Origin of the sequence: Cellulosimicrobium composti (genome assembly GCF_009711085.1) — a bacterium.
Classification (GTDB): domain Bacteria; phylum Actinomycetota; class Actinomycetes; order Actinomycetales; family Cellulomonadaceae; genus Cellulosimicrobium; species Cellulosimicrobium composti.
Map to the genome: position 1 here is coordinate 42,337 of NZ_WMKA01000016.1, position 14,098 is coordinate 56,434.

A 14,098-nucleotide genomic window follows, 5' to 3' on the forward strand; every position below is an offset into this window, starting at 1 on the left:
CGCCCGTCCTCTCGCGTGGTGCCTGCTCCCACCCTGCCCGACGGCGCCCGACGACGCGCGCCCGCACGCGTCGTCACGTCCATGCGACGGCGTCGAGGAACGGGCCGAGCACCGCCGCGGTGTCCGCCAGGTCCTCGCCGTCGAGCTGGGCGAGGACCATGGCCGAGCGCTCGCCGCCGGCCACTCCGACGAGCACCTTGCGCGGTGCCCCCGGCGTGGCGAACGAGCAGTCGACGACGGGGCGCGGCGCCCCGAAGGTCGTGTCGTCGTGGAGCCGCTCGCAGACGCCGCCCTGCCGGGCGATGCCGACGGCCACGGAGAGCATCGTGTCCTCGGACCCGACCTCGGCGTCGCCCGCCCAGACGATGAGCTGCTGCTCGTCGTCGTCCGCCGCGGTCGCCGCGAAGACGACGCCGTCGGGCAGCTCGTCCCCGACCGGCTCCCACCCGTCCGGCACCACGAGGCTCAGTCCGCCGTCGACCGTCACCCGCTCCTCCGGCCCGGGCGACGGGCTCGACGCGTCGCTCACCGCGACGCGCAGGAGCCCGCACCCCGCGAGGGTCAGGGCGGCGAGCAGGACGACAGGACCACGGAGGAAACGGTGCATTCCGCCAGTCAAGCAGCCGGGAGACCCCGTTCCGCCGTCGTCCACAGGCCCGGTTCGGGGGCGTCCGCCGTCGTGCGCACGCTCACCACGAGCCGGCTCCCGCGAACGACGTCGGGGCCGGCTCGACGCCCAGCACGTCGCGCAGCACGGCGAGGTCGTAGGTGCGCTCGAGCGCGAGGTGGCTGAGCGAGTACCGCGTCAGACGCGGCGGCTCGGGGCGGCGCAGGCGGCGCGCGACGGTCTCGACCACGCCCGCGAGCGCCCACGCCGGACGGACGGGTACGGCGACGACCCGGACGTCGGTGCCGCGGCGGCGCAGCGCGTCGACGAGCGCGTCGCGCAGCACGACCGGCTCGGCGTCGGCGACGTTCGCGACGAGGATCCCGCGGGTCGCTCCTGCTCCCCCGTGCCGCGCACGCGCCGTCGCGTCCGGGAGCGCGACGGCGGCGCGCACCGCCGCGACGAGCGTGTCCACGTGCGTGAGCGACTGGAGCACGCGACCGCCGCCGGGCAGGACGAGGCGGCCCCGGCGCACGGCGCTCTCGACGCGCGGCAGGAGCGTCGTGTCCCCCGGCCCGTACACGGCGTGCGGTCGCAGCACGACGACGGCGCCGCGGTCGGGGTGGCGTGCGGCGTCGCGGGCGAGCGCACGCTCCGCCTCCGCCTTCGTGGTGCCGTAGGCGTCGAGGTACCGGCCGACCGGCGCCTCCTGCTCGCGCACTCGCACGCTCGGCCGGTACGGGTCGTACACGCTGCCCGAGGACACGTGCACGAACCGTGCGCCCGGGAAGGTCGCGCGCACGGCGAGCGTCCCGTCGACGTTGGTGGCGCGCGCGACGTCGAGCGCGCACCAGTCGGAGACGGCGGCGCCCGCGTGCACGACGGCGTCCGCCGCGGGCGGGTCGGCGAGCGGCCCCGCCGTGAGGTCCCACGCGAGGTGGCGGGCGCCGTCGACCCGGGCGTCGCGTCGCGACGTCGTCCACACGTCGTGGCCGTCCGCGACGAGCCCGCGCGCGACCGCGCCTCCGACGAACCCCGACGCGCCGGTGACGACGACCCTCACGCGGACGCGCCCTCGGCGGAGCGCGCCGCGACCGCCGTCGCGGGGACGAACGGTGCGGCGGCGCGCGCGAGCGCCGCCCGGTCGGGCTTGCGGGAGCGCCCGGCGAGCGGGACGCGGTCGGCGACGAGCACGACGTCGGGCAGCGCGTCGTGGTCGAGCACGTCCGGCAGCGCGGCGCGCACCCGGGCGACGAGCGGGTGGTCGGGGTCGAGTCGGACCGCCGTGCCGTCGTCGGCCCGCGGACCGCGTGCCGCGTGCCCCGGGGCGTCCGCCGCCGCGGTGAGGACCAGCGCCACGCGCTCGTCGCCGTCCACCTGGGGCACGCCGACGAGCAGGGCCTCGGCCACGCCGTCGAGCGCGGCGACACGCGGTTCGAAGAGGCCGGGGTAGATGTTCGTCGTGCCGCGGATGATCATGTCGCGCGTGCGTCCCACGAGCACGACCCGGCCGCGGCCGTCGAGGCGCGCGAGGTCGCCGGTGCGGTGCTCCGCCGCGCGCGGGCCCGCGCCGCGGGCGGGGGCGTCGAGGTCGTGCAGGTAGCCGGCCATGAGCGACGGGCCGGACAGCACGAGCTCGCCGACCACGGCACCGTCGTCGGCGGGGTCCGCGTCCTCCACGGGGTCGAGCCGCGCGACCGTGCCGGGCAGCGGGACGCCGACGAGGTCGCCGTCGCCCGCGTGCGCGAGCTTCTCCTGCGCCTCGACCACCGCGACGGGCAGGATCTCCGTCATCCCGTACACCGCGACCCACCGCGTGCCGGGCAGCACGCGCGTGGCGCGCTCCAGGAGCGCCCGCGTCACGGGTGCGCCCCCGACGAGCGCGACGCGCGGGCCGCGCGCGGGCACGACGCCGCCCTCGACCGCGTCGAGCAGCGCGGTGACGTCCGCCGGGACGAGGTAGGTCCCGGCGGCACCGTCGAGCTGACGCGCGAACGTCGTGATGTCGCGGCTCGGCGGGTCGGCGGGCACGGACCACGTGGCGCCCGCGAGCAGCGCCGGGACGCCGAGCAGCATCTGGTCGGTGTGCACGACGTCGCCCGGCGCGAGCGCGAACACGTCGCGCAGCAGGTCGCACCCGGCGAGCAGCGACCCGGCGGTGTGCACGACGGCCTTGGGCTGCGCCGTCGTGCCGGACGTGAAGACGGTGAGCGCCTCACGGCCCGGGTCGAGCGCGGGGAGCGCGTCGCTGTCGACGCGACCCGCGGCGAGGCGGCGCGCCGCGCGCGACCCGCGCGGGACACCGGGCAGCCAGGGCCCGGCGTGCACGTGGCGCAGCGGCAGGCTCGCGTAGTCCGGCAGGAGCAGCCCGCGCGACCGGGCCAGACGGCGCAGCGGACCGCGCGAGACGGCGTACAGGAGCGACTCGGTCGTCGCGAGCGACGGCCCGGCGGCGCCCACGCGGGCCGTGAAGAGCTCGGGCGTCGAGCCCGGGTCCACGAACACGACCGTGCCGCCGGCGCGCACGACGCCGAACGCGAGGACGACGCCCGCGGGCCGGGGCCGTACGGAGAACAGTGCACGGTCGCCCGGGGCGAGGCCGTCGGCCGCGAGCGCCGTCGCGGTCGCCTCGACACGTCGCGCGAGGTCGGCGTACGTGGTCTCCTCGCGCACGCGGGCCCCGCGCCGCCCGGGGCGGGTCCAGCGCCGCAGCGCGACGGCGTCCGCCGACGCGTGGCCGGGCGCGCCCCGCGCGAGGATCGGGGCGAGCAGGTGGCGGGTCGCGTCGTCGGGCGTGGTCACGCCGCCTCCCGCGCGGTCGGCCGCCGCGTGGCGTCCGCGCCGCCGCCCGTCGCACGGACGACGAGCGAGCGGTACGCGGGGATGAGCACGCCGCGCGCGACGGCGCGCTCCACGACCTCGAGGCCGCGCCCCGCCTCGGCGACGGGCCGCAGCGCGTCGAGGACGGCGTCGACCTGCGCCATGGCCAGCGGCATGCCGAGGCAGAAGTGCGGGCCGGCACCGAACCAGAGGTGGCGGACGTCCGGGTCGACGGGCGTGTCCGGGTCGAACGGCCCGGCGTCCTTGCAGCACGAGACCGTCGCGATCACGACGCGGTCCCCCGCGCGCACGCGCACGTCGCCGACGGTCGCGTCCGCGCGAACGGAGCGCAGCATCGCGGGCGTCGGGGCGGTGACGCGCAGCGCCTCCTCGACGACCCGGCCGCGCAGCGTGGCGTCGCCGGCGCCCCCGGCCGCGAGGAGCGCGGGGAGCCAGCCCGTGTCCGCCGTGAGCGCGACGAGTCGCGGCACGAAGGACTGGATCGTCTCGGTGCCGGTGAGGACGAACGCGCCGACGGCACCCAGCGCCTCGTCCTCCGAGAGGCCGAGCTCGCGCATGCGCCCCGGAACGGTCGAGGGGTCGCCGTCGCGGTAGGCGTCGCGGGCGGGCGCCGACAGGCGCGCGAGGACGGCGCGCGCGTGCCGCACCTGCCCGGGCGTGAGGCTGCGCCGGTGCAGGCGTACGAGGCCGACGACGGACTGCGCGGCCGTCATCGCGTCGCGCACCGCGGCGTCGGTCGGGGGCAGGCCAGTCATGGCGCAGATGACCGTGCCCGCCATGGCCGCGGTCTCCGCGACGAGGTCCACGCGCTCGCCCGCGAGGAGGCGCGGGGCGAGCCCGGCGAGGACGTCGGGCACGCTCACCGCGACGAGCTCGCGCACCGCGCGCGGCGTGAACAGCCCGGACAGCGCCCGCCGGAGCCGCGCGTGATCGGCTCCCTCCATGTTGAGCAGCACGGACGGGCCGAGCACGGGCGTCCACAGGTCCGACGGCGAGCCGGGGCCGACCTTGGTGAAGCGCTCGGTGTCGAGCAGCACGGCGCGCGCGGTCGCGGCGTCGGACACGACGACGCCGATGCCGGGGACGCGCACGACGGGCCCGCGGCGGCGCAGCGACCGGATCGCCGGGTAGACGACGGGGTGCGCGCCGCGCTGGACCCGTTCCTCCCAGCGCATCGCCGCGGCGAGCGCCGCGGACCCGGCCGCGACCGGCGCGGCAGCCGCCGTCATCGGATGTCCACCACCTCGGGGCGGTACCGGTGGTCCGCGTACCAGCGGAGCGTGCGGACGAGCCCCCAGGCGTGCGCTCGACGCGTCGACGCGCGCACCACGACCTCGCGGTGCGCGCCGTACCGGCGCGTGAGGCGGCGCACGGCGTTGACGAGCGCGCGGTCCTCGTGGACGTCCTCGATCGCGGTGCGCGGGAAGCCGCCCGCCTTCTCGTAGAGCTCGGCCGTGATCGCCATGTTGCAGCCCGGGGCCATGACGTACGGGCCGAGGTAGGACGGGTCCTGGTTGCCGGGCCGGAAGCGCCCGAACGTGCTCGCGACGCTCACCGCCGCGGACAGCACGCCCTGCTGGACGCGCGAGACGGGGCGGTCGTCGGTGCGCGGCACGAGGCGCCCCGCGACGAGGTCGTGACCGCTCGCGAACGCCGCGCGCACGCGGCGCGTCCAGTCCGGCAGCGGCAGGCAGTCGGCGTCGGTGCGCGCGAGGTGCGTGGCACCGCCCGCGATCGCGGCGCGCATGCCCGTGTCGGCCGCCGCGCCCGTGCCCTTCTGCGGCTCGTCGACGACGCGCCACCGCGTCATGCCCCACGCCGCCGCGGTCTCGCGGACGAGGTCCCCCGTGCCGTCCGACGACCCGTTGTCGACCACGACGAGGTCGAAGTCGGTGTCCTGCTGCGCGCGCAGGGCCTCCAGCGTCGCGACGATCCCGCGCGCCTCGTCCCGCGCGGGCACCACGACCGCGAGGCGCTGCGGCCCCGTGACGTGCCCCGCGAACCGGCGCGCGCTCACAGCCGCACGACCGTGGCGCCGATGCTGATGCCGCCCGCGAGGCCGACGAGCACGACGACGTCGCCCGGGCCGACGCGGCCCGTCTCGAGCGCGGTCGCGAGCTGGAGCGGGAGCGTCGCGGACGCGACGTTGCCGTGGTCGGCGACGGTCACGAGCGTGCGGCCGGTGGGCAGGCCGAGGGCCGCGTGCACGTCGTCGAGGTACGCGACGGCGACCTGGTGGACCGCGACGAGCGCGACGTCGTCCCACGTGAGGCCCGCGCGTCCGAGCGCGTCGAGGACGACGCCGGGGCCGAGCGCGAGGAACGCGTCCCGCAGGCGCGAGCCGTCGATCTCGAAGTAGGTGCGCTCGAGGTCGCGCGGGTGGGCGGTGCCGCCGCCGGGGAGCATGCCGACGTCCCAGTGCGTGGACTCGGCGCCGAACGCGCTCGCGAGGATGCCGCGGGGCGCGGGCGTCCCGGAGGCGTCGCGCGCGTCGGCCTCCGCCGGGGTCGCGCGCCGCACGAGGACGGCGGCCCCGGCGTCGGACATCGTGTACCCCGGCGCCGAGAGCAGGTAGGTGGCGCGGTCCGGCACGTCCCAGCGCACCGCGCGCGACGGCGCCTCGCCGCACGCGACGAGCACGGTGCCGTAGCGGCCGGTCGCGATGAGCGACTCGGCGACCTCGACCGCGTTGAGCACCGAGTTGCACGCGTTCTTGACGTCCATGACCGGGGACCGCACGCCGAGCTTCGCCGCGACGATGTGGCTCGTCGCCGGCTCGACCATGTCCTGGCTCGCGGACGCGAAGAGCAGCAGGTCCACGTCCGCGGGCGCGAGGCCCTCGGTCGCGAGCAGCTTCTCGGCCGCCGCGACCGCGAGGTCGGACGCGTCCCAGTCGTCGGGCAGGACGTGGACCCGGCGCACGCCCGTGAGGCGCGAGACCATCGGAACGCGGGGGGCCGCGCCGGGGTTGCGGGCGGCGAGCGCGCGCTCGGCCTCGCGCACGTCGACGGTCCGTTCGGGCAGGTGCACCCCGACGGCGGCGATCACGGCCGCGGGCCGCGCCGGTGCGAGGAGCGGGCGGGACGCCGCCCCAAGAGAGTTGTCAGGCACCCGCGACACAGTAACCAAGCGCGTCCCCTCCCAGGGCCGTCGCCCACAGGTTCCGATGGGGTGAACTGCCCATCCACAGGCGGACGCCCACGGGGTCGTCCTGGCGCCGCGTGCGCCAGACTGGCCCGGTGACCGCCACGACGACCCCTGCCGCCACGACCACGGAGCGCCGACGCGCCGCGCCCACCACGCGCCAGGAGCTGCGCGTGCTCGCCGCCGCCCGCCCCGCGATGGCGGGCGTCCTGCTCGCGGGCGGCGCGCTCGCCGGGCCGCGGCGCGACGGCCGGGGCGGGCTGCGCAAGGTGCCGGGGCTCGGCTGGGTCACCGCGGACCCGACGGTCGGGCGGCGCGTCCTCACCGACCACCGGCACTTCACGATCGTCGGCGAGGGCGGCGTCGGTCACCTGTGGGCGCAGATCCTCGGCGACTGGGTCCTCGACCTGTTCGACGGCCCGGGCCACCACGACCTGCGCACGCGCTCGCGCGAGCTGTTCACGGAGGCGAGCGCCGCGGCGCTCGTGGACGGCGCGTGGTCGGCCGCCCTCGACGACGCGCGCTCGACGCTCGCCGCAGGCGGGACGGTCGACGTCGGCAGGCTCGCCCGCGTGCTGGTGGGCCGCATGATGATCTCCCTGCTCGGCATCCCCACGCCCGGCGGGGCGTCGTCGCCCGGCGGCGCGGACGCCGTGCCGAGCGACGACGACGCGCTCGCGGCCTTCGCGACGGGCGAGCGCCTCGCGTCCATCGCGCTCGGCAGCGCGGGCTCGACCTACCTCTCGGCCGAGCAGGTCGCGGCCGCGCGGGAGATCGTCGCCGAGCTCACGCGGGGCGTGCCCGACGGCTGGCGGCACGCGCCCACGGACCGCCTGCTCGGCCGGTGCCGCGAGCTCGGCCTCGGGCTGGAGGAGACGACGGGGCTCGCGAGCCTGCTCATGGTCGCGGGCACGGAGACGTCGGCGTCCGCGATGGCGCGCACGACCGCGCTCCTCGTCGACACGGGCGAGCAGCACCGGCTCCTGCGCCTGCTGGCGGACGAGCGGGCCCGTCCGGTCGTGCGCGCCGCGGGCGAGCCCGACGTCGTGGAGAACGCGGTCCGCGAGGGCCTGCGCGTGACGAGCCCCGCCTCCGTCATCGGCCGTGGCGTGTCGGCGGACGTCGAGGTCGCGGGCCGCACGCTGCGCGCCGGGGAGCGCGTCATGATCCTCACGTGGGCGGCCAACGCCGGGGTCGGCCCGTTCCGCGCGGACCGCCCCTACGTGCGCGAGACCCGCCAGCTCTGGTTCGGCGCCGGGCGTCACCTGTGCCTCGGGGCCGCGCTCGCGCGCGCCGAGATCGCCGCGCTGCTGCACGCGCTGTGGGACGACGGCGCGCCCCTGCGCGTCGTGTCGCGCCGGGCGAAGCGGCGGGTCCTCGTGCCCGGGTACGACGAGCTCGTCGTCGCGCGCGCCTGACCACCGCACGGACGCGGGGCGTCAGCCCTGCGGAGTCACGCTCCACGCGCCCGCGGTCTTCACGGCCAGGACGCCGGGCAGTACCAGGTCGAACGTCTCGGTGAACGCCTCCGAGTCGCCGAACATGCGCGACGCCTCGCGCGTGACGCCGAAGTACCGTCCCTGGAACGAGTCGCCCGGACCCGCGGGCGTCCAGGACACCTCCGCGCTCGTGGCGGTGCCGTCCAGGCGCAGGACCGTCGAGCCCGTGCCCTGCTGCGCGCCCGTCACGGGCGGCAGGTCGTTCCAGCTCTCGAGCCGGACCGACCAGTCCCCCGGCGTCTCGAGCCAGATCGACTGCTGCGGGTCCGAGTCCTCGAACACGTCCATGAGGTAGGACCCGGTCGCCTCGCCGAGCGTGCCGGGGTACGGGGTGACCTCGGTCGGCGCCATGAAGGCCCGGGTCCCCGCGCAGTCGCCGCAGTCGAGGTGCACGACGACGGCGAACTCGCCGTCGCGCACGAACGTCACGGCGGCGCTGCCCGTCCCGCTCGCCGTGGCGGGCGCGCCCGCCGCGACCGTGCCCGCGTCGACCGCCTGGGCGGGCGGCTCCGTGGGCCGGTCCGCGAGCGGGTCAGTGGCCTCCGTCGGCTCCTCGGTGGGATCCTCGGTCGGCTCCTCGGTCGCGTCGGTGGCCGTCGACGCGCTCGGCGGCGCGGTGGACGGCTCGGCGTCCGGGCCGGCCGTCGAGCACGCGGTGAGCGTCGCGGCGGCGGTGAGGGCGACGACGAGCGCCGTCGCACGACGGCGCGGGGGTCGTGTGCGGGAGGGGATCATCCGGACAGCCTCTCAGACCGCCTCGGCGGGTGCCGGTCAGTCGCGCGCCTGCCACGTGCACACGCACGCCTCGTTGCCCTCGGCGTCGGCGAGCACCCAGAACGCGGGAGCCCGGCGGTCCGAGACCAGGTGCCCGCCCGCGGCGATCGCCGCGGTGACGCGCCGCTCGGCGACGTCGTGCGGCACCGTCACGTCGACGTGGATCCGGTTGCGCTGCTCGCGCGGCGCGTCCATCTGCTGGAACCAGAACGCCGGGCCGTGCGCGGTCGGGTCGTGCAGGTCGGGGGCGGGGAGCCCCGGGGCGCCCTCGTCGTAGCCCAGGACGGCGCGCCAGAACGGCTGGACCGCGGTGCCGACGAGCGTGTCGACCGCGACCTCCAGGCTCTGCACCGCCGTCGGGTCCGGCCGCAGGTCGAGCTCGCGCGCCGCGGCGGAGATCTGCCGCGCGAGCGCGACGTCGCGGTGGCTGATCCCGCCGACGTCGTGGGACGTGAGCCGCACCGTCACGGTGCCGTAGCGCAGGTCGACGTCCGGGTGGTGGTTCGCCGCCTCCGCGAGCTCGCCGATCGCGTCGACGAGCTCGATCCCGGCCGTGAACGACCCCGTCCGGTACAGCGCCTGGACCGTGCCGAGGATGACCCGCCAGTCCTCGACGCCGTCGCTGTCGTGGAACTGCCGAGCGGTGATGCGGTCGTCCGCGGTCTCGGTCATGCCGGCCTCCGGTGTGCGTCGCTGCGGTGCTCCGACCACGCTAGCGGGCGCCGGCGACACCCGCGCGTGCCCGGCTACTCGAGGATCGCGCCGCGCGACGCCGACTGGACGAGCTTGGCGTACTTGGCGAGCACCCCGCGCGTGAACGTCGGCGGCAGGGGCGCCCACCCGTCGCGGCGCGCGGCGAGCGTGTCCGCGTCGACGAGCAGGTCGAGCGTCTTGTTCGCGACGTCGAGCCGGACCCGGTCGCCGTCGCGCACGAACGCGATCGGGCCGCCGTCGACCGCCTCGGGTGCGACGTGGCCGACGCACAGGCCGGTCGTGCCGCCCGAGAAGCGGCCGTCGGTGAGCAGCAGGACCGTCTTGCCGAGCCCCGCGCCCTTGATCGCGCCCGTGATGGCGAGCATCTCGCGCATGCCCGGGCCGCCCTTGGGCCCCTCGTACCGGATGACGACGACGTCCCCGTCCGTGATCGTGCCGTCCTCCAGGGCGTCGAGCGCCGCGCGCTCGCGCTCGAACACGCGCGCCGTGCCCTCGAACACGTCCTCGTCGAACCCGGCGGACTTCACGACGGCCCCCTCGGGCGCGAGCGAGCCGTGCAGGATCGTGATGCCCCCGGTGTGGTGGATGGGATCGTCGAGCGCCCGCAGGATCCTGCCGTCCGGGTCCGGCGGGTCGATGTCGGCGAGGTTCTCCGCGACGGTGCGTCCCGTGACGGTGAGCGCGTCGCCGTGCAGCAGCCCGGCGTCGAGCAGGGCCCTCATGACGACGGGCACTCCCCCGATCCGGTCGACGTCGTTCATGACGTAGCGCCCGAACGGCTTGAGGTCGCCGAGGTGCGGCACGCGGCTCGCGACCCGGTCGAAGTCGGCGAGCGTGAGGTCGACCTCGGCCTCGTGCGCGATCGCGAGCAGGTGCAGCACCGCGTTGGTCGACCCGCCGAACGCCATGACGACGGCGATCGCGTTCTCGAACGCCTCCTTCGTCATGACGTCGCGCGCCGTGATGCCGAGCCGCAGCAGGTTGACGACGGCCTCGCCCGAGCGGTGCGCGAACGCGTCCCGGCGCCGGTCCGCCGAGGGCGGAGCCGCCGAGCCGGGCAGCGACATGCCCATCGCCTCGGCGACCGACGCCATCGTGTTCGCCGTGTACATGCCGCCGCACGCACCCTCGCCGGGGCAGATGGCGCGCTCGATGCGGTCCACGTCCTCCCGGCTCATGAGCCCGCGCGCGCACGCGCCGACGGCCTCGAACGCGTCGATGAGCGTGACGTCCTTCTCCGTGCCGTCGGACAGCTTGACCCAGCCCGGCATGATCGAGCCCGCGTAGAGGAACACGCTCGCGAGGTCCAGCCGCGCCGCCGCCATGAGCATCCCGGGGAGCGACTTGTCGCACCCGGCGAGCAGCACGGTCCCGTCGAGCCGCTCCGCCTGGACGACCGTCTCGACCGAGTCCGCGATGACGTCGCGGCTCACGAGCGAGAAGTGCATGCCCTCGTGGCCCATCGAGATGCCGTCGGAGACGGAGATCGTCCCGAACTGCAGCGGGTAGCCGCCGCCCGCGTGCACGCCCTCCTTGGCGCCCTGCGCGAGCCGGTCGAGCGACAGGTTGCACGGCGTGATCTCGTTCCACGAGCTCGCGATGCCGATCTGCGGCTTGCCGAAGTCCTCGTCGCCCATCCCGACGGCCCGGAGCATCCCGCGCGACGCCGTCGCCTCCAGGCCGTCCGTGACCTGGCGGGACCGCGGCTTGAGGTCGAACTGTTCGGTGGTCATACCCGAGTATCACCTCCGGGCGTGACCTGGGCCACGACGACGCACGGGCTCCCGGCACGCCCGGTGCGGCAGGATGCCGTCCGTGACTCCCGCAGCCCCGCACGGCGCCCGTCCGCGCGCCGCCCGACGCCCCCGGTCCCTCGCGCTCCTCGTCGCCCTCGTCGTCGCCGCGACGACGGCGTGCACCGCCCCGGCGCCTCCGGACGACGCCACGACCACGACGACCCCGACGTCGCGAACCTCCCCCTCGGAGCCTGCCGCGACGGAGCCGCCCGAGACCGAGGAGCCGCCCGCGCCCGACGACGCCGGCGACGCGCCCGGCGCCACCGAGTCGCCCGAGGAGGCGTTCCGCGCGTGGCTCGCCGCGAGCCGTGCCCCGGACGTCGAGGTCGCGTGCGGCTACATGGAGCCCGCGCTCGTGGACCGGATGGTCGCGGAGATGACGGCGCAGGGCTGGCCGGGGATCACCGACTGCGCGTCGATGGTGACGACGACCGCCGCGCTGTACGCCGCGCTGGGCTCCGTGGCCGAGGTCGAGATCCAGGTGCGCGAGGAGCGCCCCGACGCCGTCGTGCTCGGGGTCGTGTACGCGAGCGGCAGCTGCGGCAGTGCGGTGATGCTCCCCGACGGCCCGAGCTGGACGATCGGCGAGCAGTCGCAGGAGGAGTGCTGACGCACCCGGTACCGAGGACCACGACGGGCCCGCACCTGGCGAGGTGCGGGCCCGTCGTCGTCGGGTTCAGCGGCTGCGCGTGATGAGCGACACGTCGCGCACGGCGCCGCGGTCGGCGGACGTCGCCATGGCGGCGTACGCCTGGAGCGCCGGCGAGACGTAGCGGTCGCGGTCGACCGGCTGCCACGGGTTCTCGCGCGCCTCCATCTTGGCGCGGCGCTCGGCGAGCACGTCGTCCGGCACGTTGAGGCGGATGAGGCGCGTGTCGACGTCGATCTCGATCTCGTCGCCGTCCTCGACGAGGCCGATCACGCCGCCCGCGGCAGCCTCGGGCGACACGTGGCCGACGGAGATGCCCGACGACCCGCCGGAGAAGCGGCCGTCGGTGATGAGCGCGGTGACCTTGCCGAGCCCGCGGCCCTTGATGAACGACGTCGGGTACAGCATCTCCTGCATGCCCGGGCCGCCCGCGGGGCCCTCGTAGCGCACGACGACGACGTGGCCGGGCTGCACCTGCTTGGTGAGGATCTTCTCGACCGCCTCGTCCTGCGACTCGCAGACGAGCGCCGTCCCGACGAAGTGGAAGACGTCCGGGTCGACGCCCGCGGTCTTGAACACGGCGCCGTCCTCGGCGAGGTTGCCGCGCAGCACGGCGAGGCCGCCCTCGGCGGTGTACGCGTGCTCGAGGTCGCGGATGCAGCCGTTCGCCGCGTCCGTGTCGAGCGACTCCCACCGGTTCGACGTCGAGAACGCCTGCGTCGTGCGCACCCCGCCGGGGGCGGCGTGGAAGAGCTCGACGGCGCGGTCGGTCGCCTTGCCGCCGCGGACGTCCCAGTCGTCGAGCCACGCGCGCAGGGTCGGCGTGTGGACGCTCGTGACGTCGTGGTCGAGCAGGCCGGCGCGGTCGAGCTCGCCGAGGAGCGCGGGGATGCCGCCGGCGCGGTGCACGTCCTCCATGTGGAAGCTCGGGTGGTTCGGCGCGACCTTCGACAGGCACGGGACGCGGCGGCTGATGCGCTCGATGTCGGTGAGGTCGAAGTCGACCTCGGCCTCCTGGGCCGCGGCGAGGATGTGCAGCACGGTGTTGGTCGAGCCGCCCATCGCGACGTCGAGCGCCATCGCGTTGGAGAACGCCGCCTTGGTCGCGATGGAGCGCGGCGCGACGGAGTCGTCCTCGTCCTCGTAGTAGCGCTTGGCGAGCTCGACGATCGTGCGGCCCGCCTCGAGGAAGAGCTCCTTGCGCGCGGCGTGCGTCGCGAGCGTCGAGCCGTTGCCCGGCAGGGACAGGCCGAGCGCCTCGGTGAGGCAGTTCATGGAGTTCGCGGTGAACATGCCCGAGCACGACCCGCACGTGGGGCACGCGTTCTCCTCGACCTGCGCGAGCGCGGCGTCGGACACGCCGTCGTCGGCCGAGTAGTTGATCGCGTTGACGAGGTTGAGGGGGGTCCTGGCGACGCCGTCGGCCACGACCGCCTTGCCGGCCTCCATGGGCCCGCCGGACACGAAGATCACCGGGATGTTGAGCCGCAGCGCCGCGTTGAGCATGCCGGGCGTGATCTTGTCGCAGTTCGAGATGCACACGAGCGCGTCCGCGCAGTGCGCGTTGACCATGTACTCGACCGAGTCGGCGATGAGGTCGCGGCTCGGCAGCGAGTAGAGCATGCCGCCGTGGCCCATCGCGATGCCGTCGTCGACGGCGATCGTGTTGAACTCCTTGGACACGCCGCCCGCCTCGCGGATCGCGGACGCGACGAGGTCGCCCATGTCCTTGAGGTGCACGTGGCCGGGGACGAACTGCGTGTACGAGTTCGCGATCGCGATGATCGGCTTGCCGAAGTCGTCGGCGCCCATGCCGGTCGCGCGCCACAGGGCGCGGGCACCGGCCATGTTGCGGCCGTGGGTGGATGTCCGAGAGCGCAGCGGGCGGCTCATTCCGGGTCAGCTCCTTCGACGGGGGGCCGCGACCGATCCTCCGGCCGCCGGGTCACATTACGCCTCCCGGCACGGCCGCGGGCGAGGCGTCCGCCTCGTGGTCGTCGCGGTACCTACGTAGCCGTAGCAGGGCTACGTGATGTCCACGCGATCCGGACGTAAGGGTTGAACCGCCGGATCC

12 protein-coding genes are annotated in these 14,098 nt (G+C 76.1%); 2 read left to right on the forward strand and 10 right to left on the reverse strand.

The genetic code is table 11. The annotated features are described in order from the left end of the window. Positions 1-73 precede the first annotated feature (73 nt). The 6 genes from GJV82_RS08985 to GJV82_RS09010 all read right to left on the reverse strand — a co-directional run bounded on the left by GJV82_RS08985 (position 74) and on the right by GJV82_RS09010 (position 6,559). Complete coding sequence (locus GJV82_RS08985) at positions 74-607, reverse strand: hypothetical protein (protein ID WP_155098979.1); 534 nt, start codon at positions 605-607, stop codon at positions 74-76. Positions 608-689: 82 nt separating this feature from the next. After that, positions 690-1,670, reverse strand: coding sequence for an NAD-dependent epimerase/dehydratase family protein (locus GJV82_RS08990; RefSeq protein WP_318657459.1), 981 nt, complete (start codon positions 1,668-1,670; stop codon positions 690-692). After that, the gene (locus GJV82_RS08995; RefSeq protein ID WP_155098980.1) at positions 1,667-3,409 is read right to left on the reverse strand and encodes a class I adenylate-forming enzyme family protein; all 1,743 of its coding nucleotides are present in this window, start codon (positions 3,407-3,409) and stop codon (positions 1,667-1,669) included. Before GJV82_RS08995 ends, GJV82_RS08990 begins: the two co-directional genes overlap by 4 nt. Further along, positions 3,406-4,677, reverse strand: coding sequence for a cytochrome P450 (locus GJV82_RS09000; protein ID WP_225873230.1), 1,272 nt, complete (start codon positions 4,675-4,677; stop codon positions 3,406-3,408). The genes GJV82_RS08995 and GJV82_RS09000 overlap by 4 nt, the downstream gene beginning before the upstream one ends. Then, positions 4,674-5,465, reverse strand: a complete 792-nt coding sequence (locus tag GJV82_RS09005) for a glycosyltransferase family 2 protein (RefSeq protein WP_318657460.1) — start codon at positions 5,463-5,465, stop codon at positions 4,674-4,676. The genes GJV82_RS09000 and GJV82_RS09005 overlap by 4 nt, the downstream gene beginning before the upstream one ends. Beyond that, positions 5,462-6,559 carry a 3-oxoacyl-ACP synthase III family protein gene (locus GJV82_RS09010; RefSeq protein WP_318657461.1) on the reverse strand — a complete coding sequence of 366 codons (1,098 nt, stop codon included), beginning with the start codon at positions 6,557-6,559 and terminating at the stop codon, positions 5,462-5,464. Before GJV82_RS09010 ends, GJV82_RS09005 begins: the two co-directional genes overlap by 4 nt. Before the next feature lie 128 nt (positions 6,560-6,687). On the opposite strand from GJV82_RS09010, the gene GJV82_RS09015 reads away from it, so the two are divergent. Next, positions 6,688-8,010 (forward strand): cytochrome P450, encoded by a 1,323-nt coding sequence (locus tag GJV82_RS09015; RefSeq protein WP_318657462.1) that lies wholly within the window; start codon positions 6,688-6,690, stop codon positions 8,008-8,010. A gap of 21 nt (positions 8,011-8,031) precedes the next feature. Here the strand turns inward: GJV82_RS09015 and GJV82_RS09020 are convergent, their stop codons facing one another. From GJV82_RS09020 to ilvD (GJV82_RS09030), 3 genes are all read right to left on the reverse strand, one after another. Then, a complete protein-coding gene (locus GJV82_RS09020; protein ID WP_155098982.1) occupies positions 8,032-8,826 on the reverse strand; it encodes a hypothetical protein in 795 nt (264 codons plus the stop codon). Positions 8,827-8,862: 36 nt separating this feature from the next. Beyond that, the gene (locus tag GJV82_RS09025) at positions 8,863-9,537 is read right to left on the reverse strand and encodes a 4a-hydroxytetrahydrobiopterin dehydratase (protein ID WP_155098983.1); all 675 of its coding nucleotides are present in this window, start codon (positions 9,535-9,537) and stop codon (positions 8,863-8,865) included. A 74-nt stretch (positions 9,538-9,611) separates the two neighbouring features. Continuing rightward, positions 9,612-11,312, reverse strand: coding sequence for a dihydroxy-acid dehydratase (gene ilvD, locus GJV82_RS09030; RefSeq protein WP_155098984.1), 1,701 nt, complete (start codon positions 11,310-11,312; stop codon positions 9,612-9,614). Positions 11,313-11,394: 82 nt separating this feature from the next. On the opposite strand from ilvD (GJV82_RS09030), the gene GJV82_RS09035 reads away from it, so the two are divergent. Then, a complete protein-coding gene (locus tag GJV82_RS09035) occupies positions 11,395-11,985 on the forward strand; it encodes a hypothetical protein (RefSeq protein ID WP_155098985.1) in 591 nt (196 codons plus the stop codon). Positions 11,986-12,051: 66 nt separating this feature from the next. Here GJV82_RS09035 and ilvD (GJV82_RS09040) read toward each other — a convergent pair whose 3' ends face one another. Next, positions 12,052-13,917 carry a dihydroxy-acid dehydratase gene (gene ilvD / locus GJV82_RS09040; RefSeq protein WP_155098986.1) on the reverse strand — a complete coding sequence of 622 codons (1,866 nt, stop codon included), beginning with the start codon at positions 13,915-13,917 and terminating at the stop codon, positions 12,052-12,054. Positions 13,918-14,098 lie beyond the last annotated feature (181 nt).

Bases quoted from the DNA above. Each gene is read 5' to 3' on its own strand.
- GJV82_RS08985 (WP_155098979.1), bottom strand. From the start codon at position 607: ATGCACCGTTTCCTCCGTGGTCCTGTCGTCCTGCTCGCCGCCCTGACC.
- GJV82_RS09000 (WP_225873230.1), bottom strand. From the start codon at position 4,677: ATGACGGCGGCTGCCGCGCCGGTCGCGGCCGGGTCCGCGGCGCTCGCC.
- GJV82_RS09020 (WP_155098982.1), bottom strand. From the start codon at position 8,826: ATGATCCCCTCCCGCACACGACCCCCGCGCCGTCGTGCGACGGCGCTC.
- GJV82_RS09025 (WP_155098983.1), bottom strand. From the start codon at position 9,537: ATGACCGAGACCGCGGACGACCGCATCACCGCTCGGCAGTTCCACGAC.
- ilvD (WP_155098984.1), bottom strand. From the start codon at position 11,312: ATGACCACCGAACAGTTCGACCTCAAGCCGCGGTCCCGCCAGGTCACG.
- ilvD (WP_155098986.1), bottom strand. From the start codon at position 13,917: ATGAGCCGCCCGCTGCGCTCTCGGACATCCACCCACGGCCGCAACATG.